The sequence below is a fragment of the Marinitoga hydrogenitolerans DSM 16785 genome (genome assembly GCF_900129175.1).
Taxonomy (GTDB): domain Bacteria; phylum Thermotogota; class Thermotogae; order Petrotogales; family Petrotogaceae; genus Marinitoga; species Marinitoga hydrogenitolerans.
This window is the reverse complement of the sequence record NZ_FQUI01000003.1, coordinates 59875-85502: the sequence shown is the minus strand read 5'-3', so window position 1 is coordinate 85502 and position 25628 is coordinate 59875. Positions and strand designations below refer to the sequence as shown.

29 protein-coding genes are annotated in these 25628 nt (G+C 27.9%); 3 read left to right on the top strand and 26 right to left on the bottom strand.

The annotated features are described in order from the left end of the window. Positions 1–4 precede the first annotated feature (4 nt). The 24 genes from BUA62_RS01770 to BUA62_RS01655 all read right to left on the bottom strand — a co-directional run bounded on the left by BUA62_RS01770 (position 5) and on the right by BUA62_RS01655 (position 21472). The gene (locus BUA62_RS01770) at positions 5–826 is read right to left on the bottom strand and encodes an FAD binding domain-containing protein (protein ID WP_072862813.1); all 822 of its coding nucleotides are present in this window, start codon (positions 824–826) and stop codon (positions 5–7) included. Further along, entirely contained in the window at positions 823–1290 is a 468-nt protein-coding gene (locus BUA62_RS01765) for a (2Fe-2S)-binding protein (protein WP_072862811.1), read from the bottom strand. Before BUA62_RS01765 ends, BUA62_RS01770 begins: the two co-directional genes overlap by 4 nt. Then, the gene (gene thrC, locus BUA62_RS01760; RefSeq protein WP_072862809.1) at positions 1280–2503 is read right to left on the bottom strand and encodes a threonine synthase; all 1224 of its coding nucleotides are present in this window, start codon (positions 2501–2503) and stop codon (positions 1280–1282) included. The genes BUA62_RS01765 and thrC overlap by 11 nt, the downstream gene beginning before the upstream one ends. Positions 2504–2801: 298 nt before the next feature. Continuing rightward, entirely contained in the window at positions 2802–4511 is a 1710-nt protein-coding gene (locus tag BUA62_RS01755) for an NADH-dependent [FeFe] hydrogenase, group A6 (protein ID WP_072862807.1), read from the bottom strand. A gap of 61 nt (positions 4512–4572) precedes the next feature. Continuing rightward, on the bottom strand, positions 4573–5781 hold the full coding sequence (locus tag BUA62_RS01750) for a complex I 51 kDa subunit family protein (protein ID WP_072862805.1): 1209 nt from the start codon (positions 5779–5781) through the stop codon (positions 4573–4575). Positions 5782–5794: 13 nt separating this feature from the next. After that, positions 5795–6223 carry an NADH-quinone oxidoreductase subunit NuoE gene (gene nuoE, locus BUA62_RS01745; protein WP_327037247.1) on the bottom strand — a complete coding sequence of 143 codons (429 nt, stop codon included), beginning with the start codon at positions 6221–6223 and terminating at the stop codon, positions 5795–5797. Positions 6224–6425: 202 nt separating this feature from the next. Next, a complete protein-coding gene (locus BUA62_RS01740; protein ID WP_072862800.1) occupies positions 6426–8393 on the bottom strand; it encodes a peptidylprolyl isomerase in 1968 nt (655 codons plus the stop codon). A 76-nt stretch (positions 8394–8469) separates the two neighbouring features. After that, complete coding sequence (locus BUA62_RS01735) at positions 8470–9444, bottom strand: thiamine pyrophosphate-dependent enzyme (RefSeq protein ID WP_072862798.1); 975 nt, start codon at positions 9442–9444, stop codon at positions 8470–8472. Between the two features lie 15 nt (positions 9445–9459). Next, complete coding sequence (gene porA / locus BUA62_RS01730) at positions 9460–10629, bottom strand: pyruvate ferredoxin oxidoreductase (RefSeq protein WP_072862796.1); 1170 nt, start codon at positions 10627–10629, stop codon at positions 9460–9462. 15 nt (positions 10630–10644) lie between these two features. Continuing rightward, a complete protein-coding gene (locus BUA62_RS01725; protein ID WP_072862794.1) occupies positions 10645–10953 on the bottom strand; it encodes a 4Fe-4S binding protein in 309 nt (102 codons plus the stop codon). Next, positions 10946–11521, bottom strand: a complete 576-nt coding sequence (locus BUA62_RS01720; protein ID WP_072862792.1) for a 2-oxoacid:acceptor oxidoreductase family protein — start codon at positions 11519–11521, stop codon at positions 10946–10948. The genes BUA62_RS01725 and BUA62_RS01720 overlap by 8 nt, the downstream gene beginning before the upstream one ends. A 26-nt stretch (positions 11522–11547) precedes the next feature. Next, the gene (locus BUA62_RS01715; RefSeq protein ID WP_072862856.1) at positions 11548–13134 is read right to left on the bottom strand and encodes a glycoside hydrolase family 57 protein; all 1587 of its coding nucleotides are present in this window, start codon (positions 13132–13134) and stop codon (positions 11548–11550) included. After that, entirely contained in the window at positions 13131–13922 is a 792-nt protein-coding gene (locus tag BUA62_RS01710) for a DUF4912 domain-containing protein (RefSeq protein WP_072862790.1), read from the bottom strand. The genes BUA62_RS01715 and BUA62_RS01710 overlap by 4 nt, the downstream gene beginning before the upstream one ends. Positions 13923–14060: 138 nt before the next feature. Continuing rightward, the gene (locus BUA62_RS01705; RefSeq protein ID WP_143148302.1) at positions 14061–14567 is read right to left on the bottom strand and encodes a ComF family protein; all 507 of its coding nucleotides are present in this window, start codon (positions 14565–14567) and stop codon (positions 14061–14063) included. Positions 14568–14664: 97 nt separating this feature from the next. Then, positions 14665–15939 carry a HEAT repeat domain-containing protein gene (locus BUA62_RS01700; protein WP_072862786.1) on the bottom strand — a complete coding sequence of 425 codons (1275 nt, stop codon included), beginning with the start codon at positions 15937–15939 and terminating at the stop codon, positions 14665–14667. Position 15940: 1 nt separating this feature from the next. Then, positions 15941–16378 (bottom strand): hypothetical protein, encoded by a 438-nt coding sequence (locus BUA62_RS01695; protein WP_072862784.1) that lies wholly within the window; start codon positions 16376–16378, stop codon positions 15941–15943. Then, entirely contained in the window at positions 16375–16917 is a 543-nt protein-coding gene (locus BUA62_RS01690) for a hypothetical protein (protein ID WP_072862782.1), read from the bottom strand. Before BUA62_RS01690 ends, BUA62_RS01695 begins: the two co-directional genes overlap by 4 nt. Further along, positions 16918–17160 carry a DNA-directed RNA polymerase subunit omega gene (locus BUA62_RS01685; RefSeq protein WP_072862780.1) on the bottom strand — a complete coding sequence of 81 codons (243 nt, stop codon included), beginning with the start codon at positions 17158–17160 and terminating at the stop codon, positions 16918–16920. Between the two features lie 2 nt (positions 17161–17162). Beyond that, positions 17163–17786 (bottom strand): guanylate kinase, encoded by a 624-nt coding sequence (gmk, locus tag BUA62_RS01680; RefSeq protein WP_072862778.1) that lies wholly within the window; start codon positions 17784–17786, stop codon positions 17163–17165. Then, positions 17783–18076: a DUF370 domain-containing protein gene (locus BUA62_RS01675; RefSeq protein WP_072862776.1), complete on the bottom strand. Its 294-nt coding sequence runs from the start codon at positions 18074–18076 to the stop codon at positions 17783–17785. The genes gmk and BUA62_RS01675 overlap by 4 nt, the downstream gene beginning before the upstream one ends. A gap of 33 nt (positions 18077–18109) precedes the next feature. Then, a complete protein-coding gene (locus tag BUA62_RS01670) occupies positions 18110–18985 on the bottom strand; it encodes a YicC/YloC family endoribonuclease (protein ID WP_084670651.1) in 876 nt (291 codons plus the stop codon). Positions 18986–19042: 57 nt separating this feature from the next. Next, a complete protein-coding gene (locus BUA62_RS01665) occupies positions 19043–20374 on the bottom strand; it encodes a sensor histidine kinase (protein ID WP_072862772.1) in 1332 nt (443 codons plus the stop codon). Then, entirely contained in the window at positions 20349–21011 is a 663-nt protein-coding gene (locus BUA62_RS01660) for a response regulator transcription factor (RefSeq protein WP_072862770.1), read from the bottom strand. Before BUA62_RS01660 ends, BUA62_RS01665 begins: the two co-directional genes overlap by 26 nt. 11 nt (positions 21012–21022) lie before the next feature. Continuing rightward, entirely contained in the window at positions 21023–21472 is a 450-nt protein-coding gene (locus BUA62_RS01655) for a hypothetical protein (RefSeq protein WP_072862768.1), read from the bottom strand. A 154-nt stretch (positions 21473–21626) separates the two neighbouring features. Here BUA62_RS01655 and hslV point away from each other — a divergent pair, with 154 nt between their 5' ends. The 3 genes from hslV to ispE are packed head-to-tail and all read left to right on the top strand — an operon-like array spanning position 21627 to position 23502. Beyond that, positions 21627–22160 carry an ATP-dependent protease subunit HslV gene (gene hslV, locus BUA62_RS01650; RefSeq protein ID WP_072862766.1) on the top strand — a complete coding sequence of 178 codons (534 nt, stop codon included), beginning with the start codon at positions 21627–21629 and terminating at the stop codon, positions 22158–22160. Beyond that, complete coding sequence (locus BUA62_RS01645) at positions 22157–22741, top strand: NUDIX domain-containing protein (protein ID WP_072862765.1); 585 nt, start codon at positions 22157–22159, stop codon at positions 22739–22741. The genes hslV and BUA62_RS01645 overlap by 4 nt, the downstream gene beginning before the upstream one ends. Next, the gene (ispE, locus tag BUA62_RS01640) at positions 22741–23502 is read left to right on the top strand and encodes a 4-(cytidine 5'-diphospho)-2-C-methyl-D-erythritol kinase (protein WP_072862764.1); all 762 of its coding nucleotides are present in this window, start codon (positions 22741–22743) and stop codon (positions 23500–23502) included. Before BUA62_RS01645 ends, ispE begins: the two co-directional genes overlap by 1 nt. A gap of 164 nt (positions 23503–23666) precedes the next feature. On the opposite strand, the gene purB is transcribed toward ispE, so the two are convergent. Both purB and BUA62_RS01630 read right to left on the bottom strand, forming a co-directional pair. Next, complete coding sequence (purB, locus tag BUA62_RS01635) at positions 23667–24962, bottom strand: adenylosuccinate lyase (RefSeq protein WP_072862763.1); 1296 nt, start codon at positions 24960–24962, stop codon at positions 23667–23669. Continuing rightward, positions 24959–25627, bottom strand: a complete 669-nt coding sequence (locus tag BUA62_RS01630) for an MBL fold metallo-hydrolase (protein WP_072862761.1) — start codon at positions 25625–25627, stop codon at positions 24959–24961. The genes purB and BUA62_RS01630 overlap by 4 nt, the downstream gene beginning before the upstream one ends. Position 25628: the final 1 nt, after the last annotated feature.

Sequence of the window (25628 nt, the reverse complement as noted above, 5' to 3'; positions counted from 1 at the left end):
TAATTTATATATTGTAAAAAGCTTTTATAAATAAATTTTTCACCATTTTTTTTCTATATTCTGCACTAGCTCTAACATCTGTTATAGGATTTATTCTTTCCATATATTTATCCGAAAATTCCTCAAATACTTTTTCTGAAAATTCTTTTCCAATCATCTCTTTTTCTAAATCTTTAAATCTCATTACTGTAGGTCCCACTGAACCATATGCTACCTTTATATCTTCAATTATATTATCTTTAACTTTTAATAACATCCCTATACTGATTATAGATATATTCATTGCATTTCTCTTACCAACTTTTTCATAATAATATCTGTATCCTTTTCTCTCTCTAAGTTCTATTGCATAAATAAATTCTTCTGGTTTCAAACTCAATTTACCCGGTCCATGAATTAAATGGGATATTTTTATTTTTTTATTTGAAGGTTTTATTTCCGCATATCCTCTAAATAAATATGTTGCAAGTAAAAAATCTCCTGCAGGTGATGCATTTGCTACATTTCCAATTGGAGTTGCTCTATTTCTAATTTGTGGAGATCCTATTTGTTTTATAATATCTACAATCATTTGGTATTTTTCTTGAAATTCTTTGTTATTTAATAAATCATCATATGTTGTATTAATAGGTATTTTTACTTTTTCTTTTACAAATTCTATTTTCTCTTTTTCTAATCCTTTTGTATCTATAATAATTTGAGGATTTAAAACTCCTGCTCTCATTTTTACCATTAGGTCTGTTCCGCCAGATAACAACTTTACACTTTCAAATTTTGATTTTAAATTGGAAATCTCTTCAATAGATTTCGGTTTAAAGTATTTCACTTTGTTTCACCTCGTTTCTTTGCCGCTAATTTTACTGCTTCTATAATTTTCGTATATCCTGTACACCTACATAAATTCCCTTCCAAACCATCTTTAATATCTTCTTCAGTTGGATCAGGATTATTATCCAAAAGAACCTTTGTTGACATAATAAAACCAGGCGTACAGAATCCGCATTGAATTGCACCTTTTTCTATATATGAGTCTTGTATTACAGTATCGCCAATTTTATTTAATCCTTCCAATGTCCACACTTCCTGTCCATCCAATTCAACAGCCAAAACCATACATGAATTAACATTTTTACCATTTAATATTATTGTGCATGCTCCGCATTCACCTTCTCCACATCCTTCTTTTACAGAGGTCATTCGCATATCATCTCTTAAAAAATCTAATGCTCTTTTATGTTCTAAAACATCATATTCTATATCTTTACCATTTAACTTAAATTTAATTCTCATATTCTTCAATCACCTCTCTAACTGCATTTATTTCTGGTTTTACTTTTTTTAACTTTACAAAATTTTCTATAGCTTTTACATCTTTTAATCCATTGCCTGTAATTACAATAGCAACTTTATATCCTTTTAATTTTCCTGATATTTTCTTTAACCCTGCATAGGCTGCTGCACCTGCAGGTTCTCCAAATATTCCAGTTTTTAAAGATAATTCGTATATTGCATTTAATATTTCTTTATCTGACACACTTATAAAATATCCACCACTTGCTTTTACATATTTACATGCTTTTATTATATCTCTTGGTTTACCAACACTTATACTATCAGCTATAGTATGTGTTTCTATATCATCTGGTAAAAATGGTTCTCCTTTATCATATACTCTTTTTATTGCTGCTGCCCCTTCTGCCTGAACACCTATTATTTTAGGAATTTTATCAATTAATCCCAACTTGTAAAAATCGTAAAATCCTTTATAAAATGAACTAATTACAGTTCCATCGCCAACACTAACTAAAACATAATCAGGAATATTCCAACTATTTTGAACAGCTATCTCTAAAGCTCCTGTTTTTTTACCTTCTAATAAATATGGATTTATTGCTGAATTTCTGCAATACCATCCTTTTTCTTCTCCTATTTGCATAGAAATATCAAAAGCCTCATCATAACTACCATCTATAGGTATTACATTTGCACCATATATAAATAACTGAGAAATTTTAGCAATTGGTGCTGAAGCTGGAAGGAATATAAATGTTTTTAATTTTGTGGGTGCTGTTAATCCTGCTAAAGAACTAGCAGCATTGCCTGTTGATGCACAATATATAGTATCATAACCCTTTTCATATGCTTTTGTAATAGCAATAGCAGAAGCCCTATCTTTATATGAGGCTGTAGGATTAGTACCATCATATTTTATAATTAATTGTTTTAATCCTAATTCTTCTGATAATTTAGGAACATCATATAACGGAGTACCCCCAACATGTAAAAGCGTTCTATAGCTATCTTTTTCAATTGGTAAAATTTTCTCAAATTGCCATATACTTTCATATTTTGAAAATTCTTCCCTATTTATCTTTATATCTTCATAATCATATATAACTTCCAATGTTCCCATTCGATTTCCACAAGCAGGACACGTATACTCAACTTCATCTGGTTCATAAATTTTCTCACAAGTAATACATTTTAATTTATATTTACTCATTCCTTACCTCCCCGTTTTTTTATTTTTTCATATATATTAAATTTTACATTATTTTATACTCAAATTAAACTCTATTTAAATCTACTATATAACAAATATCCGCTATAATATTTGATTATTTCCACTTAACAGCTTTTTTTGGAATATTGTATATTAAATTAAAAATGAGGTTCTTTTCAAAGATACTTGGATTAATTGTATTCAATCATGAGAATTTTATTTTTTGGTGCTTTAATTTTACAATAAAAAAAACACCCCTGAATATCTTTAAAACAGGGATGTTTTTTGACTTGCATTATTAATTTCGTGCTACATAATGAGTATGCAAATAATGATGTGCTATTTCACTATTTGGCTCTTTAAGGAATTCTTTATACAACTCTTTTACTGCTGGATTTTCATGTGATTTTCTCAATTTTGAATCATAATCGATTTCATAAATAGATTCCATTCGTTTTAACAATACTTCTTCATTTGTTGGTATTGGTTGTCCTCCTCCACCAATACATCCTCCCGGACATGCCATGAATTCTACAAAATGATATTGCAATTCACCATTTTTCATTTTTTCAAGGACTTTCCTTGCAGCACCCAATGTATTTACAACTGCAACCTTTATCATTTTCCCATTTATTTCAACTGATGCTTCTTTTACCATTTTTAATCCTCTAACAGAAGTAAAGTCTAATTTTTCTAATTCTTTTCCTGTTAAAATTTCATATGCTGTTCTTAATGCAGCTTCCATTACTCCCCCTGATGCACCAAAGATTACTCCTGCCCCTGTTGATATACCAAATGGATTATCATATTCTTCTTCTGGCAAATTATTAAAGTCTATTCCGGATTCTTTTATCATTTTAGCTAATTCCCTTGTTGTTAATACATAATCTACGTCACCTGCAAGTTCTGGTCTATGCATTTCATACTTTTTAGCTGTACATGGCATTATTGAAACAACTACCAGTTTTTCTTTTGGAACTCCTAATTTTTTAGCATAATAATGTTTTGCAACAGCACCAAACATTTGTTGTGGTGATTTTGCTGATGATAAATGAGGCAAGTATTCTGGAAAATTATGCTCAATAAATTTTATCCATCCTGGACTACAAGACGTGAATAATGGTAATTTTCCTCCTTCTTTGAATCTATGAATAAATTCAGTTCCTTCTTCCACTATTGTTAAATCCGCAGTAAAATCAGTATCAAATACTTTATCAAAACCTAATAATCTCAAAGCTGATACCATCTTCCCTGTAGAAATAGTTCCAGGTTCCATACCAAAGGGCTCTCCTAAGGCAACTCTAACTGCTGGAGCTGTTTGCACTACAACTATTTTATCTGGATCATTTAATACCTTCCATACACCATCAATATGATATACTTCATGTAATGCTCCTGTAGGACAATTCATAACACATTGACCACAATTCGTACAATCTACATTTCCCATACCTTCATTCATAAATGTTGTAACTATTGTATTAGGCCCCCTGTTCGCAAATGTGAAAATATTAACACTTTGCACTTCAGAACATGTCCTTATACATCTTCCACATACTATACATTTTGTTGGTTCTCTTACAATAGAATAACTGGAAAAATCTGAAGGTAAATTTTTCTCTACTGGTGGTATATTAATTTTTGTAACTCCTATTTCTTCTGCTATTATTTTCAATTCACAGGATGTTGCTCTTGGACAGGTTAAACAGTTCAATTCACAACTTATCCCATGTGATGCTACTATTAATTGCATTATTGTTTTTCTAACTTTTCTGACTTTTTCAGAGTGTGTTTTTATTTTCATTCCTTCACTTATTTTCACTGCACAAGAAGGTACCAATGTTTTTGAACCTTCAACCTCTACAACACATAATCTACAGGCTCCATAAGGATCTTTTCCTTCTATATAACATAATGTTGGAATTCTTATATTAGCTTTTTTTACCGCTTCTAAGATACTAAGCCCCTCAGGCATATTATATTCTCTATTATTTATTACGATTCTCATCTTAACTCACCTCCGGTGAATATATTTTTAAAAAATATTTTTTTTGAGAAATAGAATTCATCTATTTCACCTCTTCATAAAAATATTTGTCTATAATGGAATATATAAAGTTGACAGATGATTGACCAAATCCACACCTTGCTGCAAGCATTATTGATTCTCTTAAATCTCCTATAATTTTCTTATATTCATCATTATATCCTTTTCTTTTCATTTTTAATAGTATCTCTTTTATATTTCTATTTCCCTCTCTACAAGGGAAGCATGTTCCACATGTTTCTTTAACAAAGAAGTCTGAAACATTTAATAATAACTCTATTAAGTCATGCTTTTTTGATACAACTATCATGCCACCTGATCCAACGGAAGATCCATTATTTTCTAAATCCTCATATGTATAAAGAACTTCAAGTTCATCATACTTTAATATAGATGTTGCTAACCCACCTGGAACAACAAAATTAATTTCATCTTTTGGACCACCTGCTAATTCAATAATATCTTTTATGGTCATACTACCAAATTCGATTTCATATACATCTGGTAATTTAACATCACCGTTTATAGAAACTAATTTTGTTCCTTTACTATTTTCTGTTCCCATTTTTGCATAAACATTATCTTCATATTTCATAATTTCAGCAACTGTTGATAATGTTTCTACATTATTAACTACTGTTGGTTTTCCGAACAATCCTTTCTGCACAGGATAAGGCGGTTTTATTCTTGACTGTCCTCTTTTTCCTTCAATAGAATTTATTAAAGAAGTTTCGTCACCGCATACATAAGCTCCTGCACCTTTTACCAATCTTAATTCAAAGTCAAAATTACTGCCTAATATTTTTTTTCCTAGTAGTCCTCTATGATATGCATCTTTTATTGTTTTTTCAAATACTTCTATTGCTTTAGCATATTCACCTCTAATGTAAATGTAACCAAAATTTGCTTTAACGGCATATGCTGCTATTATTATCCCTTCTAAAACTTTAAAGGGCATATTTTCTAGTAAAAATCTATCTTTAAAGGTTCCCGGCTCTCCTTCATCTGCATTACAAATTAAAAATTTTATATCACTTTCTTGAGCTAGAGCAAATTGCCATTTTTTTCCCGTTGGAAAGCCTGCTCCACCTCTTCCTCTTAATCCTGATTCGGTTATTTTTTTCACAATATTTTCCGGACTCATTTTTAATGTATTTTTTAATCCTAAAAAATCATAATTATCCATTGTCTTTTCAATATCTGTTTTTAAAAATATTTTTTCTTCTATCATCTACCTCACCACCTTATATGCATTCTTTTAAAATTAAAATTGCTTGTTGAGGTGTAAGTTTTGTATAAACTTTATTGTTTACAAGCATTACGGGACCTTCACCACAATGTCCTAAACATTCTACTACTTCAAAAGTAAATTTCTTATCTGGCGTTGTTTCACCTGATTCTATACCTAAGAATTCTTTAATAGTTTCAACAACATCTTCAGCATTATTAAGGTGACAAGAAAGACTATCGCAAATTCTTATAATGTATCTCCCCCTTGGTTTTACATGTAACATAGAATAAAACGAAATGACACCATACAATTGTGATTTAGGCATGTTTCTTGCCTTAGCAATTCTGATAATTTGTTCTTCTGGAATATATCCATAAGTATCTTGAATATCATGGAGTTCCTCTAATAATGTTTTTTCATAAAATTTTTCCATATTATTCACCTCCTTGTTTATATATTACCACTTAATTAAAAAAATAACAAATGTGTTTATATATAATGACAAGTAATTATTCCCATTAATAAAAGGTAATATGTTATTAAAGTTATTTTCCTCACATTCTTAATACAAGATAATTTTATACCCCAAAAATTAGTAAGTAAAATAAAAAGCGGAGAGTATATACTCTCCGCTTTTTATCAGATTACTTATTTGTCATTGTTGCATTTTGTGATTCCTGATATTCTTTTTCTGCATCTTCAATCATTTTATCTATACCTGGATAATTTGGATCTAATTTTTTTATCTCTTCTAAATAACCAATCTTTGAAAATTTATCTTGACTAAATAAATCATTGAAATCTATTAATGTTTCTAAGGCTTCTATTCGTGTTTCTGTAGACGCCTTGGAAAAGGCTACTCTATTTAAGTTAAAGCTTATTTCTCTTAACTGTTGCCCAAAATATTGGAACATAGAGTTAACATCAATATATTGTAAATATTGTTTATATGTGTTTATCTTATTTTCAGAATATTTCAATGCAACTTCTGGATTTTCTGGTGCTTCTTGATAGTAAAATTCTATTGTTTTTGTTGAACTTGGATATTCTGCAAATAATTCATCTAATACCTTTATTCTTTTTGCTTTTAATTCATCTAAAACTGTTTGTAATTCAACTTTACCTTTTGCTATTTCTTCATCTGTATATTCTTTTAACTCATCTTTTAATTCCAAAAAGCTTTTTGCATCTTCATATTTAAATCTTTCTTTTAATAAATTTGTATATTCTTCACCTTTAACATTTTTCATTTTTTTACTTATTTCATCATATTTTTTATTTATTTCGTCTAATCTCAAGTTAAGAATTTCTTCATCAACTGTATCTTTTAAAGTTAAATATTTAGTAAATTTATCTAATCGTTCTTCTAAAATACCTTTTAATAGATTAGTAGCATTAATATATAACGCCATTTCATCCGTTGAAGCATTTACTGCTAATTCACCATTTTCATCAAATACTAACGATTCTAAATATGATATAAATTCTTTAATCTTTTTTTCATCTTTTGTTGTTGATAAAAGCGTATATTCATCATAATTTTTCAAATTTTCATCTAAATAATTTAATCCTAATTTTTCACTTTCTTTATATTCTTTCAACCAAGATATAAATTTATCATCTTTTAATTTCTTCTCTATTTCTGAATATACTTCTGGGAATTTATCCATTATATCTTCTGGTTTATTAAATACCTTTTTATCTTGAACTCTTATAATGTGATAACCATAATCTGTTTTAACTGGACCAACTAAATCTCCAACAGTAGCATTAAATGAAGCATTTTCAAATTCTTTTACCATTGTGTTATGTTTAAACCAGCCTAATTCTCCACCACTTGTTGCATTTGATGTGTCTTTTGAATATTTTGCTGCTGCATCTTCAAAGGATATTTCTTTACTTTCAATCATTTGTTTTATTTTATTTGCTGTTGCTTCATCCGAAACAAGTATGTGTTGTGCTTTTACCTCTTCATATTGACTTTTTAAATCATTAAAATTCTTTTTTATATAATCTAAACCTTCTTCTTTTGAAATTTCTGAGACTTTATTTTTTACTCTATCAATAATTAATTGAATTCTATAAGCATCTTTATAACTCGATTTAATAATATCTCTTAAATTATCCTCTGATTTGTAATAATCGAGATATTTTTTCCATGTATCTTCATTTTCTTTTAGTTTTGCTATTTGATCATCTATATATTTATTAAATTCTTTTTCCACTTCTTTATCTGTTGGAATTAATCCATTTTTATCTGCATAATATTCTATAACTTTAATATCAAACAACTGTTTTACTGCATTATAGCTTAATGGAACTTCATCAAACACTGAATCTATTTGCTGACCATATGCTGTATATTGTTGTCTAATTCTGGATACTTCATCATTTACTTCATAACTCATTATCCAATAAGGATAATCTAATTCTGTTCCATCTTTAGTAATTACTGCTAATGCATTATCTCTCGATGGCTTACTAGCTGAGTTAACTGCAGATTTTGATGCCCCCAGATAAGTAGCTATTGACCACCATATAATTCCTGCTGTAAATAATACAACTATAATAATAACAATTACTTTTTCCCATTTGACAAACCAATCTCTCATCTATTAACCCCCTCTATACCGTGCGTTTTAATAAATAGCCTAAAAACCGGGGGCAAGCCCCGGTTTTTATTTTTCATTATCTTAAGTACATATCTTTTGTTACTTCTTCTAATTTTAATAATCTTTCCCACCTTGTATCTACATATTTTTGCATTTCTTCAATCATTTCATTATATTCTGGATGTTGTAGAGCTTTTCTAAATCTTCCAATTGATTTTATATATTCTTCGAGTGGTTTAAAGTTTCTTGGTTTTCTTGTGATCTTATATACTCCTCTATCTATTTCATATAATGGCCAATATTTTGTTTCTACTGCTAATTTTGTAATAGCAGGGCCATCGCTTTCAGGAATTCTCCAGAATCTTACACAAGGAGCTAACACAGCTATAAATGCTGGACCTTCAAATTTCAACCCTTTTTCTACTTTAGCCATGAAATCAAAAGGATCTGAAGTTGATGCTGTTGCTGCATATACATTTTCATGAGCACCTATTATCTCAACTATATTCTTTTTAAATTGAACCTTACCTGTTTTTACTTTTCCAATTGGTTCTGTTGTTGCATCTGCTCCTGGAGGTGTAGAACCTGATCTTTGATTACCTGTATTCATATAACCTTCATTATCATAAAGAATATATAAGAAATCATGTCCTCTTTCTACAGCTCCTGATAATGATTGAAGACCTATATCATATGTTCCACCGTCTCCACCAAATGCAATAAATTTAATTGGTTTATCTGTTTTTAGTTTTCCTCTATTTTTTAATGATCTATATGCCGATTCAACTCCAGAAATTGTTGCCGCTACATTTTCAAATGCATTATGTATATATGGAATGTTCCACGATGTGAAAGGATATATTGTTGTTGAAACTTCTAAACATCCTGTTGCTGCTCCAACTACTGGTTCAAATCCTAAAGCTTTTGCTGTCATTGTTACCCATTTTGCTACCATTGGTGCATTACATCCTGGACATAATCTATGTCCTTGTGTAAATGGCCAATCTTCTTTATCTACCAAATTAATTAATTGTTTCATATTTACAGGCACTATTATTCACCTCCATTATTCTTTTAAACCAAGATATCTTTCTTCATTTGGATCCAAATCACCTTTAATTGCATCTTCAAATGGTATACTCAACATTTCTGGTGTAACATCTCTTCCACCTAAACCATATACATATGAACCTATTAATGGTTTTTCTTTTGCATCATACAATGCAGATTTTATCAATGAATATAATGGTGCTTCTTTTCCAAATGACATTGCTCTATCAAGAACCATTACAGCTTTCTTTCCATCAAGAGCTGCTAAAAATTCCTTTTTAGGGAAAGGTGTAAATACCCATGGCTTTACTAATCCTGCTTTTATACCTTTTTCCCTTAATTCATCAATAACATATTTTGCTGTTGATGCTGCAGAGTTCATAACAACCATTACATATTCTGCATCTTCCATTCTATATAAATCTAAGAAATCATATTTTCTTCCAGAAATCTTTTCATATTCTGCAAATACTTCAGGTAATGCTTTATATGCATTTTTTAAACCTTCTTGTTGTTGTCTGTGATGTTCGAAATAATAATCGAATAAATCTAATGGTCCATGTGTAACAGGGTTATCTATATCCAATAATGGATATTTAGCTTCCCATTCGCCAACAAAATCTCTTACAACTTCATCATCTAATATTTCCACACCTTCAACACCATGTGAAGTGATGAATCCATCTAAATTAACCATTGCTGGTGTCAATACTTCTTCTCTTTCTGCTAATTTTGTAGCTATAATTGTCATATCATATGCTTCTTGAGAATTTTCTGAGAATAATTGAATCCATCCAGAATCTCTTACTGCATAAGCATCTGAATGATCTCCATGAATATTTATAGGACCAGATAAAGCCCTATTAACTATAGGCATTACTATAGGTAATCTCATTGATGCTGCAATATATACAATTTCAAACATTAAAGCTAATCCATTAGCTGCTGTTGCTGTCATTGTTCTTGCACCTGCTGCTGCTGAACCTACAACAGCACTCATAGCTGAATGTTCAGATTCTACAGGAACCATCACTGTATCTACAACTCCATCTGCTACAAATTGAGCAAAATACTCAACAATTGGAGTTTGTGGTGTTATTGGATATGCAGCTACTACATCTGGATTAATTTGTCTCATTGCATGAGCAACTGCAGCTGCACCAGTTATTGCTAACTTTGTAGGCATTTATATTCAACCTCCTTATTTTAAAAATTCCGTTTCTGGTTTCATTGTAATTGCATTTACAGGACATACTTTAGCACATGTTCCACAGCCTTTACAATAGTTATAATCAAAACCAATCATTTCTGTCTTCCCATCTTCTTTTACTTTTCCATTTATTGCCATATCTGGACAATATAACCAACATTGCATACAATTAATACATGCATCTTTATCAACAATAGGTCTCATAATTCTCCATGTACCTGTATTATACTCTCTTGCAGTAGCTGGCTTATCAATTACTCCAGCAATTGGCATTTCTTTCCAGCTATCGTATTTAGGCATTACCTTTCACCTCCTGATAACCCCTTTCAACTGCTCTAATGTTTGCTTCAACTACTTCTGAACTAAATTTCTTTTCAAATGTTTTCTTAACTTTTTCTTTAACTACTTCTAATGGAACTGCATTTGTCAATTTAACAAGAGCTCCAATCATAACTGTATTTGGTATTCCTCTTTTTATTTCTTCTAAAGCTATATTCGTTGCAGGAATCGTATAAATCTTTCCGTTAAACCCTGTTTTTTCTTTTACTTCTTCTGGAGACATAACTGTGTTTACCAACATAATTTTATCCTCTGATAACCCAGTTGTTATCTCAGGTAATCCTAACATTGTATCATCAAAAACTACAACTACATCTGGAGTCTCGATACCACTTCTTATTCTAATCGGAACATCTGCAATTCTGTTGAATGCCTTCATTGGTGCTCCTGATCTTTCAGCACCATATTCCGGAAATGCTGTTGAATATTTACCTGCTTCTACTGCTGCTTCTGTTAAAAATTGCGAAGCACTCTTTGCTCCCTGTCCAGCTCTTCCATGCCATCTGATTTCAAAATATTTTTCTGGCACTCTTATGCCCTCCTTTCAGATATTGATTACATAATATCACTATAATCAATGTTTTCAAAAATTTTATCTACCCACATATAATATTTTAACTTATTTTTTTCAATTTTTCCACTCTCAAGCATTGCATTAAGTTCAAAAAAACGTTTCACATGTGTTTTTATTCTGTTAACTGCATATTCAACTGTAGTCCCTGAACTTATAATAAACGCCCAATCACTTGACTGTGCAAGCATTAACTCTCTTATCATTAAGGATATTATCTTTTTTTCTTCACCTTGCCAATCATTCTTAAATTTTTTTCTTAATATTTCTATCATTTCATATATTGCTGGATATATCCAATCATTATTACCATTAACCCATTCTTCAAAAAAACCGTTTATACCCCATGATGATTTAGAGGGAGTTAAAACCTGAACTTCTTTTGTCTCTTTTATAATATCTTCTGCTTTTTTCAAAATAAGTTCATCTGTATTATATACTTTTTCTATTACTTTTTCTAAAAATAATATTCCTTCATACCACCAATGACCAAAAAATTCTGTATCAAACGTATATACCATAATAGGAGATAATTCTGGATACTCTTTTTTTAAATCTCGTAATTGATTTAACTTTTTTTGAACAAAATTTGCCGCATCCTCTTTTACTGCCGCATAAGCTTCATCAATATCATATAATAATTTATCAAAAAGTTCTTTATCTTTACCAGTAATCTTATAATATTTAATCCCAGTGTTACACCTAACACCACTTTTATCTATATAATCTTTTATATATTCATAATCTCTATCAAATCCTATATCTCTATAAAATTCTCTATAACGCGGATCATTCAAATAACCTGACTCTGTATCAAAAATTTCAATATTATTTTCTTTATCTCTTGAGAAAACAAAAACATTAGAATTCGTTATAGCCGGATTAAAAGTGTTATATATTGGATATGGATTTCCATATATCAATCCTTGTTTTTCAACAAAAAAATATTTTATATCAAATTCTTTTAAATAACTATCTAATCCTTCAAAATACCCCATTTCTGGCAACCAAAAACCTTCTGGATAATCTCCAAAAACCTTTTTAAATGTTTCCAATCCATACTTTATTTGCATTCGTATAATTTCTGGATATTCTGAATATAAAGGTAATACTGCATGTGTTGCTGCTGTAGTAATTAATTCTAAATATCCTTTTTCTTTATATTCTTTAAAAGCATTTAATATATTTTTATTATAATCTTTTTCAAATATTTCCAATATTTCTTTAAAATTATTTCTATAATAATCCGCCATTTTATGTTTTATTAATTCTTCATCTTTTGTTCTTTCATATTCTTTTTCAGACAATTCTATTATTTTTTTTAAATATCTTATATACTTTTCTTGTAAATCTATACTATTTAACATTTCCATTAATGTTGGTGAAAAACTCATAACTAATTTAAAATCTATTTCTTTTCTTTCCAATTTTTTAAACATTCTAATAAGCGGGACATAAGTTTCTGTTATAGCTTCAAACAACCATCTTTCTTCCATAAACTCTTCGTAATCAGGGTGTCTAACATATGGTAAATGAGAATGCAACACAAACATTATTTTTCCCCTATTCATTTTTTTATCCCCCTGTTTAAAGAATATAAATTCCAAACAAATGAACCTCCACCAGATATTGGTGGTCTATCTCCTAATTGAGGTAATGTCATATTTCCATTAGCTACACTAGGTATCTTTTCTACTATGTTGACATTAATTTTTTTTCTTAATTTCTTTTTTTTATTTGATTTCAAATTATATAATATTACATTTTCTGAAATATTAATATTTTCAGATGGCATTTTTAATCTATTGCTCCTTATCAAAGGAATAAATTCTTTATTTAAATATCCTATTTCAGCTATATATTCAGCATTTGACACTGGAACGAAAAAATAATAACTTTTATATTCTTTTAAATCATTAATTGATTCATATATTCTATTTGCTTCATCTATTGCAAAATCTTTATTCGTTACATCATAAAATCTCATTATCATTTTTGTGTTTTCAGGGATTTTGCTTATTTTCATCATCAATTCCTTTGAAAAATTCCAAAACGCAAATATCCAATTAGAATTGACACTTGTAATTATGAGCATATCTTCATTAAGTAGTTCTTTATTATTTTTAATTAAATCTATTCCACTAATTTGCGGGATTTGAAAAGATAATTGATTTGAAGTATCTGTTATTAATCCTTCTTCTTTTAATTGCAACAACTTATTTTTTATTACCTTTATTATATCCTTTTTTCGCATTGACCTTTTTAATTTGATTCCCATATTTTTTGCAATATTCCTCAATTCTTGAATACTTGGTTCTTCACTTTCTAATAATCTGGAAAGCTTTTTATCTATTATCATATTCCAACCTCCATTTATAGTTTCAACAATTTAAATTGTATCATATATTTTTTTTTAGTAAACAAGAGTTATATGGAGGTTTTATCTCTTAATTATAATTAATTAATTATAATAACAAAATATTCAATATATTAAAGATTATATATTTTTTACATTTTTGCAAAGAATTATTGGTACAACATAATTATTTATGGTTTTAATTGCATTTTCAAGTGTTGCCCCTGTTGTAAGAACATCATCTATTATTATATATTCTTTTTCTTTTACTCCTTCGAAAAAAAATTTATTTTTAACCTGATGTATTCTTTCAAAATAATTATTTGCTTCAACCTGAGATTTTGAATATCTTTTTTGAATTTTTAATTTATTGTTGATATTAAAACCCGTTAACTTGGAATATTCTTTTGCTAATAAAAAAACGGGATTATAACCTCTTTTCTTTAAATGCCTTTTTATAGAAGGGATATATATTATTTCAGGAATTTCATTAAACTCAATATTATAATGTTTATATGTTCTATATAATAACTTTGAGAATATTTTCGCAAGATGTATATTTTCTTTAAACTTGAATTCTTTTAACAAAGAAGATAATGGTTCTTCATATACACTTGCAAAATATATATTATAACTAGTTTTCTTCAAAAGAGATGGTTGGAAAAGCGAGTCTTCACAAGACTCGCAAATTATTTTGTTAAAAGGAATCTCTTTTTTACAAACTTTACATTTGTTGGGAAATAATTCATTCAAGAACACTCGGAACTACCTCAGGATTTAATTTAAGTAATGTTGTTAAAGCAGTTAATTTTAATGTTCCATTTTCATTTTCATCCTTTAATATATTATATGGGGTTTCCCAAAAATTATTTGCTTTTAATATCTTTAATATATTTAAAGCGTTTTTTCTCAAATTTACTGGATAAATTTTATTTTCTGCTATTTTTGAAACATCCATAATAAATTGTTCCGCTTTTAATTTTTTTATAATTTGCAGCGCATAGTTTTTCCTTTTTATTGATAGTGAATTTAAAAAATCTGGTATTTTATCAAGAAGTGTATAATCAAGGAAATGAAGTAAATAACTTATTGCTCCTGATAGGAGTTCGTCTTCTACTACATTTAACAAACTTCTTGCATAATCAACATAATTCATATCGTCTTTTTCCATCGCTAATTTAAAGCCGAAGTTCTTTATTTTTGGCATATCTGTATCAATAAATTTATCAATAATCCAATCTTGAATAATGTCATTACCACAAATCTTTTTCCCTTTATTTACCAATTCATATAATAATTCTATATCTTTTTCTTCATCTATATTCTTTGTGAAAAACGGTTTAGATATTTCACATGGTAATCCTGATATATATTTTATCAATATTAATTTCATATTTTTATCAACATTATGGTAAATTTCACTAAAAGTATTATAAACAGTAACAGAATCATTTGCTTCAAAATATCTTTTTAAAACAAGTTTTTTTAATGATATTGGGACTTCTTCAGATAAAATAATTTCATTAATATTTTCGGACATATTTAATAATATTTTTATTTGAGGATTTGTTTCATCCTCAAATTTATCTCTTATTTTATCTAAATCTTCTGGATAAAATTCTATAAAAGAATTTACTAATTGAAAGCGCACCTTAAAATCCGGATCCTTTGCTAATGGATACAGAGATTCAAAATCTTCACATCCTAAAGAAAGATACAATTTAATAGCTTCTTTTCTAATTACTGATGATATATCATTAAATAATTCTTTTAATATTTCACAATCAAGTTTCCCCATTTTTTCAAGATATTTCAATGCAGATAGTCGTACATTTGGACTATTATCTTTTAACATTTCATGCATATGGGTTATTTCTACTTTTTGCTTTAATAATTCTTGAATAGACTTAGCTTTTACAGTAGAAACTTTTGATTCTAATAACTCAAGGTATAATTTCATATTATCATGCCTTATTTTTTCCTGTAAAATCTTATATGCTTCTATTATTGGATTTGACATTTTACCACTCCCCAGAATAAATATTCAAAACGTAATTTTCCAATTGAAATTCCAATATATTATCCCTTTTATTTATATCTATCATTTTACCTGAATATAAATATTCGTATACTCTTTCATTATAAGAATTTATAAATATCAATTTTAAATAATTTGAACTTTTTTCAATTTGAATTTTTTCATTATTTACACGTTCAAATTCAAAATATTTTTTATATTTTGTATCCACAAACTTGACTGTATTTACTTTAATATCATCTCTAAAAAATCTAAATAAATTCAAAATAGAATTTTCTACATTTATTCTATTAAAATCTATTTCTATTATTTCTTTAAACATAATAATTGTCCTTGCAAATATCGCAAGGACAATTATTGAAATTATAGACATTATTATTAATGAAAGAGATATTTCTAACATTAAAAAACCTTTTTTCATCCTATTGGCTCCGAGAAAAATAATGAAAAATCCTTTCTTCCGTTTATGAAACGAAATTCAAGTTTTAAGTCATCAATAAAATGTTCTGGAGGTGGAACTATATAGGTTATCTTAAAGAACATATAATCCATAAGATTTGTAGAATACTCTTTTTGACTAAGAGGATATCCAAATCCAGCTTTTAATGATAAATTTTCAAGTTTTAATTTCAATCCAGTATACATTAAAAATATACTTCTATTTTGAGTAGCGTCTTGAGTTATTCTATCATTAAACCAAGCAATTCCAAAATCTATATTGCTATTATCATTTATTTTTAAAATTGATGTACTAACATCTAAAATTGTTAAAAAATTAAAATTTGGAGTACTTATATATGTAACATCACTAGAAAATTCAAAATTATCTTCTTCTAAACCCAATTTCAAACCCATATTCCAGTTATCTTCTCCAGTTAAAATAGACATACCAATATTAAAATTCACAGAAAATGCGACAATATTTATAAAAACAAAAATAAAAAAGAATATTTTTTTCACTTATTTCACCTCAGGTTTATATTCCTCTAATTTATCTTTATTTTTTAATCTTACATGGCCTTTTTCGATTTCTTTGAAAGCTATTGTAACTAAATTATTATCAGAAGTTTTTACAAGAGGTTTTGCAGTTACATCAAACCCTTCTTCTTTTAAAATCTGAACTCTTTTTGCAACCATAATAGGAACAACATATTTAAATCCTACTTTTTTCATAATTTCATCATAATTAAAATCCATCGACATTTTCATTCCTCCTCGATCTTAAAAAATGAATATCTCCCAAGGTGTTCCGTAACTCTTTCTGTTTTTATTTGCTCAGCTATAAATATAGAAATCAATTGATTAATCGCCTCTTTTAGTTCTTCGTTAACTATTAAATAATCAAATTCATTTATTTTGGATAATTCCCATTTAGCATCATTTAACCTAATTATTAAATCTTCTTTTTTTTCTGTTCCTCTATTCATCAATCGTTTTTTCAATTCAGAATATGATGGTGGGGCTATAAATATTAATACTGTCTCTTTCGGCATTTTCTTGACAACATTCAAAGCACCTTGAACATCAATATCTAAAACAATATTCATACCTTCATTAATTTTTTCTTTTATATACTTTTTTGAAGTTCCATACATATGCCCATGCACTTTAGCATACTCTAAAAACTCGTCATTTTCTATCATTTTATTAAATGTTTTTTCATCAACAAAAAAATAATCTTTACCATTTACTTCCCCAGGTCTAGGTGGTCTGGTTGTATATGAAACAGAAAAAGAGAATCCTTCTAATTTTGACATTGCACTCTTTATTATAGAGGATTTACCAACACCGCTGGGGCCACTGACAACATAAAGAATCCCTTTTGTCATTTAGAGTATACCTCTCTCCTTATTTTTTCTAATGCTCCTTCAACGTCATAAAAATTTTGCATGAATCTGCCACTTATGGTTTCTGGTTGAATAGCACTCAATATAATGTGATTACTATCTGTAATGACTATGGCTCTTGTTTTTCTTCCATATGTTGCATCAATCAACTTTCCTTCTTCTTTCGCTATATCCTTTAATCTTTTTAATGGTGATGATTCAGGATTAACAATAGCAATTACTCTATCACCAATTACAACATTACCAAAACCTATATTTATTAATCCGTACACAACTTACACCTCCGTTAATTATCAAAAATTATATTAATGAATATTTTGCACTTGTTCTTTTATTTTATTAACATTAAGCCTACCATCAATAGATAATGCTGTTATTTCTTTTAATTTGGATTTAGAAGCTATTGTATTAAATTCCCTATGCATTTCTTGAGTTAAAAAATCCAAATTTTGCCCTAATACTTCTAAATTAGAATCTATAACTTCTCTAAATTTTTTTACATGCATTTTCAATCTATCAATTTCTTCTGTAATATCACCACGTTCCGCTATAAGAGCAATTTCATATTCTAATCTTTCTTTATTGTATTCAACTTCCAAATTCATATCTTTTAATGATTCTCTTAATTTTTCCTTATAATATTCTTTCATCTTTGACGAATATTTTTCTATTTCCAATGTAATTTCTTCTATCTTATTTATATATTCTTTTAAAACTTCTTTTATTTTCTTACCCTCTGATTGCTGTACTTCAAGAGTATTTTCAATACATTTCACAAGCGCCTCTTCTAACCCATTCCATATAAGTTCCAAATCTTTTTCGTCTATGGAATATCTCATTATTTCTTTAAATTTCACTAATAATTCCAAGTTAGGTAAATCATTTAAATGAAGATAACTTGCAAGTTCGTTCAAAGCATCAAAATATGATTTCGCAAGAGCTTTATCTATTTTAATAATATCCTTAGGCTGCAATAATCTAATATCTATGTAAACATTTAATGAGCCTCGTTTAAAATATTTCTTTAAAACATCATTTATTTTTATTTCCAAAGATGAATATATCCACGGCAAATTTACTTTTATATTTAAATGTTTGCCATTTAACGATTTGATTTCTACAGTATAACTGTAATTTCCAATATTCTCCTCTATTCTCCCGTAACCTGTCATACTTCTCATAATTTCACCTCTTTTATTATACCATTATACACTAAAATTTTTAAAAAATCAAAATTTTCAAGAAAATTTAATCTTAAATGTGCTTCCTTTACCCATATCACTTATAATCTCTATTTTTACATTAATTTTCTCGCTTATTTTTTTGGCAATCGACAATCCCAGTCCAAACCCTTTTACCGAACGTGATTTATCTGATTTATAAAATCTTTCAAATATTTTTGGTATCTCGTCCTTTTCTATTCCTGGACCTTTATCAACAATTTCAATTGAATTATTATTTATTTTAACAAAAATCTCATCTTCACTATTTAATTTGGTGAATTTAATAGCATTTTCAATAATAACCTTAAGTAAAATACTTAAATAATCTTTATTAGTTTCAATATATAAATCTTTTAAATCTGTGTTTATCTTTATTCCTTCATTTTTATAAATACTTATAATCTTTTCTACAACTTCTTTAATATTTATTTTTTCAAACTTAATTTCTTCCTCTGTTTTAGTTAATAAAAGTAAATTTTCGATCATTTCTTTTAAATAATTTGAAGATTCTTTTATATTCTCCAATGATTCAAAAAATATTTTTTCCTCATCTTTTCCCCATCTTTCTATTAACTTTATATACCCTATTATAGATGTAAGCGGTGTTCTTAATTCATGAGAAACATCTGATACAAACTGTTTTTGCAACTCATAACCTTTATCTATCTTTTCTAACATGGAATTTATATTTTCAGCCAATTTATGGAATTCAACAAATTTTTGTTCTGGAATCCTTTTGTTAAGAGTTTCAACATTTATCTCAGAAATTTCTTTTGAAATATCTAATAGTGGCCTTAAAGAACGTTTAGCAAAATAATATGAAACCAAAAGAGAAACTAATATACTTATTAAACTCAAATTCAAAGCTAAAGAATTAAAAGTTTTTATTACTGCTGTATATTCTAAAGACGGTCCTCCTATTATAAGGGTGGAATTATCAAATATTTTAGTTTTTACAAAAATATAATATATCCCATCTTTTTGATAAGCTGCATATGCTTTATTTAAATTAAAAATTTTTTCATCTACTATTCCGTATGGATCATTAAGAATTATCCCATCGAGTATTATGACTCTATTAGAAATAATACTTCGTTTTAATCTTTCTGTATCATGCAAAATATTCCCCATCATTTTACCCATAGTTCTTCCCATAATGGGATTTGGTTCTGAAACTTTTTCTATTTGTTGTTTCAAAATAGTGGCATAAGATTTTATTGACATTATCTCAACAAAATATCTCATTGAAAAAATAACTGCCAATAATATAATGATTATTATACTTGTATAAATTATTGTTAGATTTAATACAACACTTTTTTTATTCTTCTTTAAAAACGTATCCAACACCTCTCACTGTTTTAATTTTTTTCCCTTCATTACCTAATTTTTTTCTTAAATAATTCACATATACTTCGACTAAATTAATATTTTCCGGATCATCATATCCCCAAATTTCCTCAAGTAATTTTTCTTTTGATATTACATTATTTTTATTAATTAAAAAGTATTTTAACAAATTAAATTCTGTAAGAGTTAAATTTATTTCTCTGCCATTTACTTTAACTTCCATTCTTTCAGAATCCAATTCAATGTTAGAAACAGATAATATTTCATGTTTTCCTAATCGTCTAAGTAATGCTTCTATTCTTGCAATTAATTCTTCTATTTCAAATGGTTTCACTACATAATCATCTGCTCCTACTTTCAAACCCTCTATCCTTGAAGGTAAATCCCCTCTTGCTGTAAGCATTATAATACCAACATTATGATCATAATTTCTGATAGAATCGGCAATTTCCATACCATCCATTTCTGGTAACATTAAATCTAAAATTATAATATCGGGTTTAAATTTTTCATACTTTTCTAACCCTTCTTTTCCATCATTTGCAATCTCGACTCTAAATCCTTCATGTTTTAATTCCAATTCTAATAGTCTGGAAATACTTCTATCATCTTCAACTATAAGTATTTTAAACACAATATCACCCTCTAATAAGTAAATCCAATATATAATTCTTTCAATGTCGTTTCAATAATTACATATCCTCCTAAATTTTCTAAAAAGAATTTTATTCCGTATTTCGTCGAAAAATCCAAATTCGAGGAAATAGGCTGTTCAATTATAATAGAAGCCTCTCTTTTACCAAAAGTTCCCATAATTGCAAATTTGGTTTGATAATCAATAGTATCGATTAAAGTACTAAAATCAAATGTACCTTTCAAATCATATAAATAATACTTAATAAAAGGAAATGAAAAACCAGCATCAAATCCATACTTTAAACTTGTGAGATCTTGGAAGGAGATTATAGCGTCAAATCTTCCAGTAACATCATTTAATGTCGGAATCACAATATCCAATGAAAAAATAGATTTTGCTGCATTTGATATGTTTAACATAAATACTACCATTACAAAAATTAAAAATACTTTTTTCATCTTTTTTACCCCCTTATGTTATAATAAATATTATTAACAATAAAAAATTATAGTTTATTTACTTTACAAAACAATAAAGACAAAAATCTAAAGAAAGAATTCTATAAAACAATTATACAACAAAATACTTAAAATTTACTTAAGAGGTGATAAAATGGAATTTAGAGGAACCACAATAGTTGGAATAAGAAAAAACGGAAAAACCGTAATCGCTGGCGATGGACAAATAACGCTTGGAAATACTATTTTTAAAGGAACTGCCAGAAAAGTTAGAAGACTTGGAGAAGGTAAAGTTATTGCTGGATTTGCTGGCTCAGTCGCTGATGCTTTAGCACTTTTTGAAAGATTTGAAATAAAATATAGAGCAAATGCTGGAAACTTATTAAAAGCTGCAGTAGAATTATCAAAGGATTGGAGAACAGATAAAGTTTTAAGAAAATTAGAAGCTATGCTTTTAGTTGGTGATAAAGATCATTTATTATTAATCTCTGGTAATGGTGAAGTTATTGAGCCAGAAGAAAATGTTATGGCTATAGGTTCTGGAGGTCCATATGCTCTAGCCGCTGCAAAAGCATTATTGCAAAACACTGATTTAGATGCAAAAGAAATCGCTGAAAAATCATTAAAAATAGCCGGAGAAATTTGTATATATACAAATCAAAATATTACTGTGGAGGTTATTGGATGAAAGAAAAAGTTTGGGTAATTGACAATGAAATATTAAATGGTATAAATTTTTATAATGGTTTTACAATTGTTGAGCAAAATATTTTAGAAAAAATATTTAAAAATGGATATTTTATCGACAGAGTTTTAGCAGAAAATGACGAATCAAAAAAACAAATTATACCATATGTTGTAATAAAAAATGAAAAAAATGAAATTTTAGTAGTTCAAAGAACACAAAAACAAACAGAAAAAAGATTACACAATTTATATAGCGTTGGAATAGGAGGACATATCAATCCAATAGATAAAAACGAAAATCCAGAATTAACATTTTATAACGGATTAAATAGAGAATTAAATGAAGAATTAGATATAGAAAATTTAAACTCATTAGAATACGTTGGGCTTATTTTAGATAATTCTACAGAAGTTTCAAGGGTTCATCTTGGTGTTTTATTTATTGCGTATGTTACAAATGCTGATATTAAAGAAAAAGAAAACTTCAAAGAACTTTGGTTAAAAGAAACAGAGTTTAAAAAATTCAATGGAGAATTCGAGGGATGGTCAAAAATAGCATTAAGAGCCTTAGAGGTGATTTAATGCTTTTAAAAGCTTATGCGAAGGTTAATCTCTTTTTAGATGTTATAGAAAAACGAGTCGATAACTATCATAATATTCTAACTCTTTTCCAAAGTATTCCCTTATATGATGAAATGAATATTGAATTTGCTGAAAAAGAAATATTTACATCTTCTCCTGAATTAAAATTCTCCTGGAATAATAACTTGATAAAAAAAGCAATAGACACCTTTAAAAGTTTAACAGAATATAGTTTTAATTTAAAAATACACTTAAACAAAAAATTGCCAGAAGGCGGAGGCATCGGCGGCGGAAGCGCTGATGCTGCCGCTGTTTTAAGATTTTTAAAAGTTGAATATAATATCTCTGATAATGATATTATTGAAATTGGTGCAAAGGTTGGAGGAGATGTTCCATTTTTAATTTTTGGTGGTACTGCTATTGCCGAAGGGATTGGTGATAAACTAACTTTTTTAGAACCTCTAAAATTAAATTTTGAATTTAACTTTCCTGGCATTCATATATCTACACCAGAAATGTATAATGAAATAGATAAAAATTGGAGTAAATTAACAAAATTCGGCAATCCAATGAAATTATATGAAGGATTAAAAGAAAGAGATTATATAAAAGTAAAAGAAAATACATTTAATATCTTTGAGCAGGTGGTTTTTCCAAAATATCCAAAATTAAAAAGAATTAAAGAAAATATGGATAAAAACTCTATTATTTCTTTAATGAGTGGGTCTGGTAGCACTATATTTTCAATACAATATATATAAAAATAGTTCTCCCACGAAAAGTGTAGGTAATTAAGAAAAAAATAAATTACCATATTGAGTATTATATAATCGAAAAGATATAACTGCACACAATCTTAAATTAATAAAATCCCCATTTATGGGGATTTTACTTTTTATTTTGTTCAATTCCAAATTCTCATTTTTTATTTTAAATTGAATCTTTTATATATTGCATCAATATTTCTCAAATAATAATCCGGAGTAAATATATTTTCAAAGTCTTCACGTGTAAATAGCTCTTTTATTTTATTTTCTTCCCATAATATTTTTTTAAAGTCTTTTCTTTCTTCCCATGCTTTTAATGCATATTTTTGAACAAATTTATAGCTTTCTTCACGGCTTAGCCCTTTATCTATTAATGATAGCAATACTCTCTGGGAATATACAAGATTATATGACTTTTCAAATGTTTCTTTTATTCTATCTTCATTCACAATTAGATTATCTATAAGATATTGAACTTTTTTGACCATATAAAATGCAATTAATGTTGCATCTGGTAAAAATACTCTTTCCACAGAAGAATGAGATATATCTCTTTCATGCCACAAGGCTATATTTTCATATCCGGCAACAGTGTAGCTTCGCAACATTCTCGCCATTCCTGTTAATCTTTCACATAATATAGGATTCTTTTTATGAGGCATTGCTGAAGAACCTCTTTGACCTTTTTTAAATGGTTCTTGAGCTTCTAATACTTCTGTTTTTTGTAAATGTCTAATTTCAATTGCAATTCTTTCAATCCCAGCACCAATTAACGCTAATGAAGATAAAAATTCTGCATGTCTATCCCTTGGAACAACTTGTGTTGCTACTGTTTCTGGTTTTAATCCTAATTTATTTAATGCTATTTTTTCTATTTCTGGATCTATATTTGCATAATTTCCTACTGCCCCACTTAATTTCCCATAAGATATATTTTCAATAGATATTTCAAATCGTTTTATATTTCTCTCCAATTCAGCAAGATATGACAACATTTTTAAACCAAATGATGTCGGTTCAGCATGAACGCCATGAGATCTTCCTACTGTATATAAATATTTGTATTTTATAGCTTTTTCTTTTAGAATCTGGGATAATTTTTTCATCTCTTCTAATATTATTTCTCCTGCTCTTTTTAAACCCAAAGACCATGCTGTATCTACTATATCAGAAGAAGTTAATCCTTTATGAAAGTATCTAGCCTCATCTCCCATATTGTCTGTAATTGATTTAATAAATGCAATTACATCATGATCTACTACACTTTCAATTTCTAAAATTTTATTCACATTTATTTTTGCCTGTTCTCTTAATTTTTTTGCTGTACCTTTAGGCGCTAACCTTTTTTCTTCAAAAGCTTCTACCACTGATAATTCTATTTCTAACCAACGTTTATATTTTTTTTCTTCACTCCATAATTCTTTCATCGGGGATAAAGAGTATCTTTCAATCATTTTTTACCTCCATATTTTAAAAAGATATTAGTGTCTTTTAATTCTTTCAAAGTACAGACTTCCATATGTCCAGGCATTATAATTGTGCTATCTTTTTTAGATTTAATATATTCATTAAAATTTTTTAAAGATTCAAACATAGCTTCTTCATCTCCATAAGGTAAATCTGTTCTGCCAATAGAGTCACAAAATATAAAATCACCAGTAAAAATAAATTCTCCAAAATCATAAATCATAGAACCCGGTGTGTGGCCTGGATAATATGATGCCAAAAATTTCAAATCTCCAAAATTATAGTAACCTTCATATATTGTTGCAAATTTTATATTCATATTAAAATTTTCACCAAATAAATAACTTAAATTTTTAGACTCATCTATTATACCCTCTTTATCCTTCTCAGGCACCATTATTCGAAACCCTTCAAATTCTTTTACCCCAACAATATGATCATAATGAGTATGTGTTATTATTATCCCTTTATAATCAAAGTTATTAATATTAAATAAATTTAAAGAATCAAAAAATTCTTTACTACCTTTACCTGGATCCACAATTATCAATGATTTTTTTGAAATTATAAGATATGTATTAACTCCAAAAGGAGGCATAATAAACAAATAAACTTTTATATTATTTTTTTTATAAAAAGGAATTATATCCATT

Coding starts and splice junctions, on each gene's coding strand:
- gmk (WP_072862778.1), bottom strand. CDS start 17,786: ATGACAAAAGGGATTCTTTATGTTGTCAGTGGCCCCAGCGGTGTTGGT.
- BUA62_RS01700 (WP_072862786.1), bottom strand. CDS start 15,939: ATGTCAAATCCAATAATAGAAGCATATAAGATTTTACAGGAAAAAATA.
- BUA62_RS01750 (WP_072862805.1), bottom strand. CDS start 5,781: ATGATAGAAGAAAAAATATTTTTAAAAACAGATATTGAAAAGACAATG.
- BUA62_RS01655 (WP_072862768.1), bottom strand. CDS start 21,472: ATGAAAAAAGTATTTTTAATTTTTGTAATGGTAGTATTTATGTTAAAC.
- purB (WP_072862763.1), bottom strand. CDS start 24,962: ATGATTGAAAGATACTCTTTATCCCCGATGAAAGAATTATGGAGTGAA.
- BUA62_RS01725 (WP_072862794.1), bottom strand. CDS start 10,953: ATGCCTAAATACGATAGCTGGAAAGAAATGCCAATTGCTGGAGTAATT.
- BUA62_RS01670 (WP_084670651.1), bottom strand. CDS start 18,985: ATGAGAAGTATGACAGGTTACGGGAGAATAGAGGAGAATATTGGAAAT.
- BUA62_RS01630 (WP_072862761.1), bottom strand. CDS start 25,627: ATGGATATAATTCCTTTTTATAAAAAAAATAATATAAAAGTTTATTTG.
- hslV (WP_072862766.1), top strand. CDS start 21,627: ATGGAATTTAGAGGAACCACAATAGTTGGAATAAGAAAAAACGGAAAA.
- BUA62_RS01685 (WP_072862780.1), bottom strand. CDS start 17,160: ATGTCGATGGATTTTAATTATGATGAAATTATGAAAAAAGTAGGATTT.
- BUA62_RS01645 (WP_072862765.1), top strand. CDS start 22,157: ATGAAAGAAAAAGTTTGGGTAATTGACAATGAAATATTAAATGGTATA.
- BUA62_RS01715 (WP_072862856.1), bottom strand. CDS start 13,134: ATGAATAGGGGAAAAATAATGTTTGTGTTGCATTCTCATTTACCATAT.
- porA (WP_072862796.1), bottom strand. CDS start 10,629: ATGCCTACAAAGTTAGCAATAACTGGTGCAGCTGCAGTTGCTCATGCA.
- BUA62_RS01765 (WP_072862811.1), bottom strand. CDS start 1,290: ATGAGAATTAAATTTAAGTTAAATGGTAAAGATATAGAATATGATGTT.
- thrC (WP_072862809.1), bottom strand. CDS start 2,503: ATGAGTAAATATAAATTAAAATGTATTACTTGTGAGAAAATTTATGAA.
- BUA62_RS01740 (WP_072862800.1), bottom strand. CDS start 8,393: ATGAGAGATTGGTTTGTCAAATGGGAAAAAGTAATTGTTATTATTATA.
- BUA62_RS01710 (WP_072862790.1), bottom strand. CDS start 13,922: ATGATAATAGATAAAAAGCTTTCCAGATTATTAGAAAGTGAAGAACCA.
- BUA62_RS01755 (WP_072862807.1), bottom strand. CDS start 4,511: ATGAGAATCGTAATAAATAATAGAGAATATAATATGCCTGAGGGGCTT.
- BUA62_RS01695 (WP_072862784.1), bottom strand. CDS start 16,378: ATGAAAAAAGGTTTTTTAATGTTAGAAATATCTCTTTCATTAATAATA.
- ispE (WP_072862764.1), top strand. CDS start 22,741: ATGCTTTTAAAAGCTTATGCGAAGGTTAATCTCTTTTTAGATGTTATA.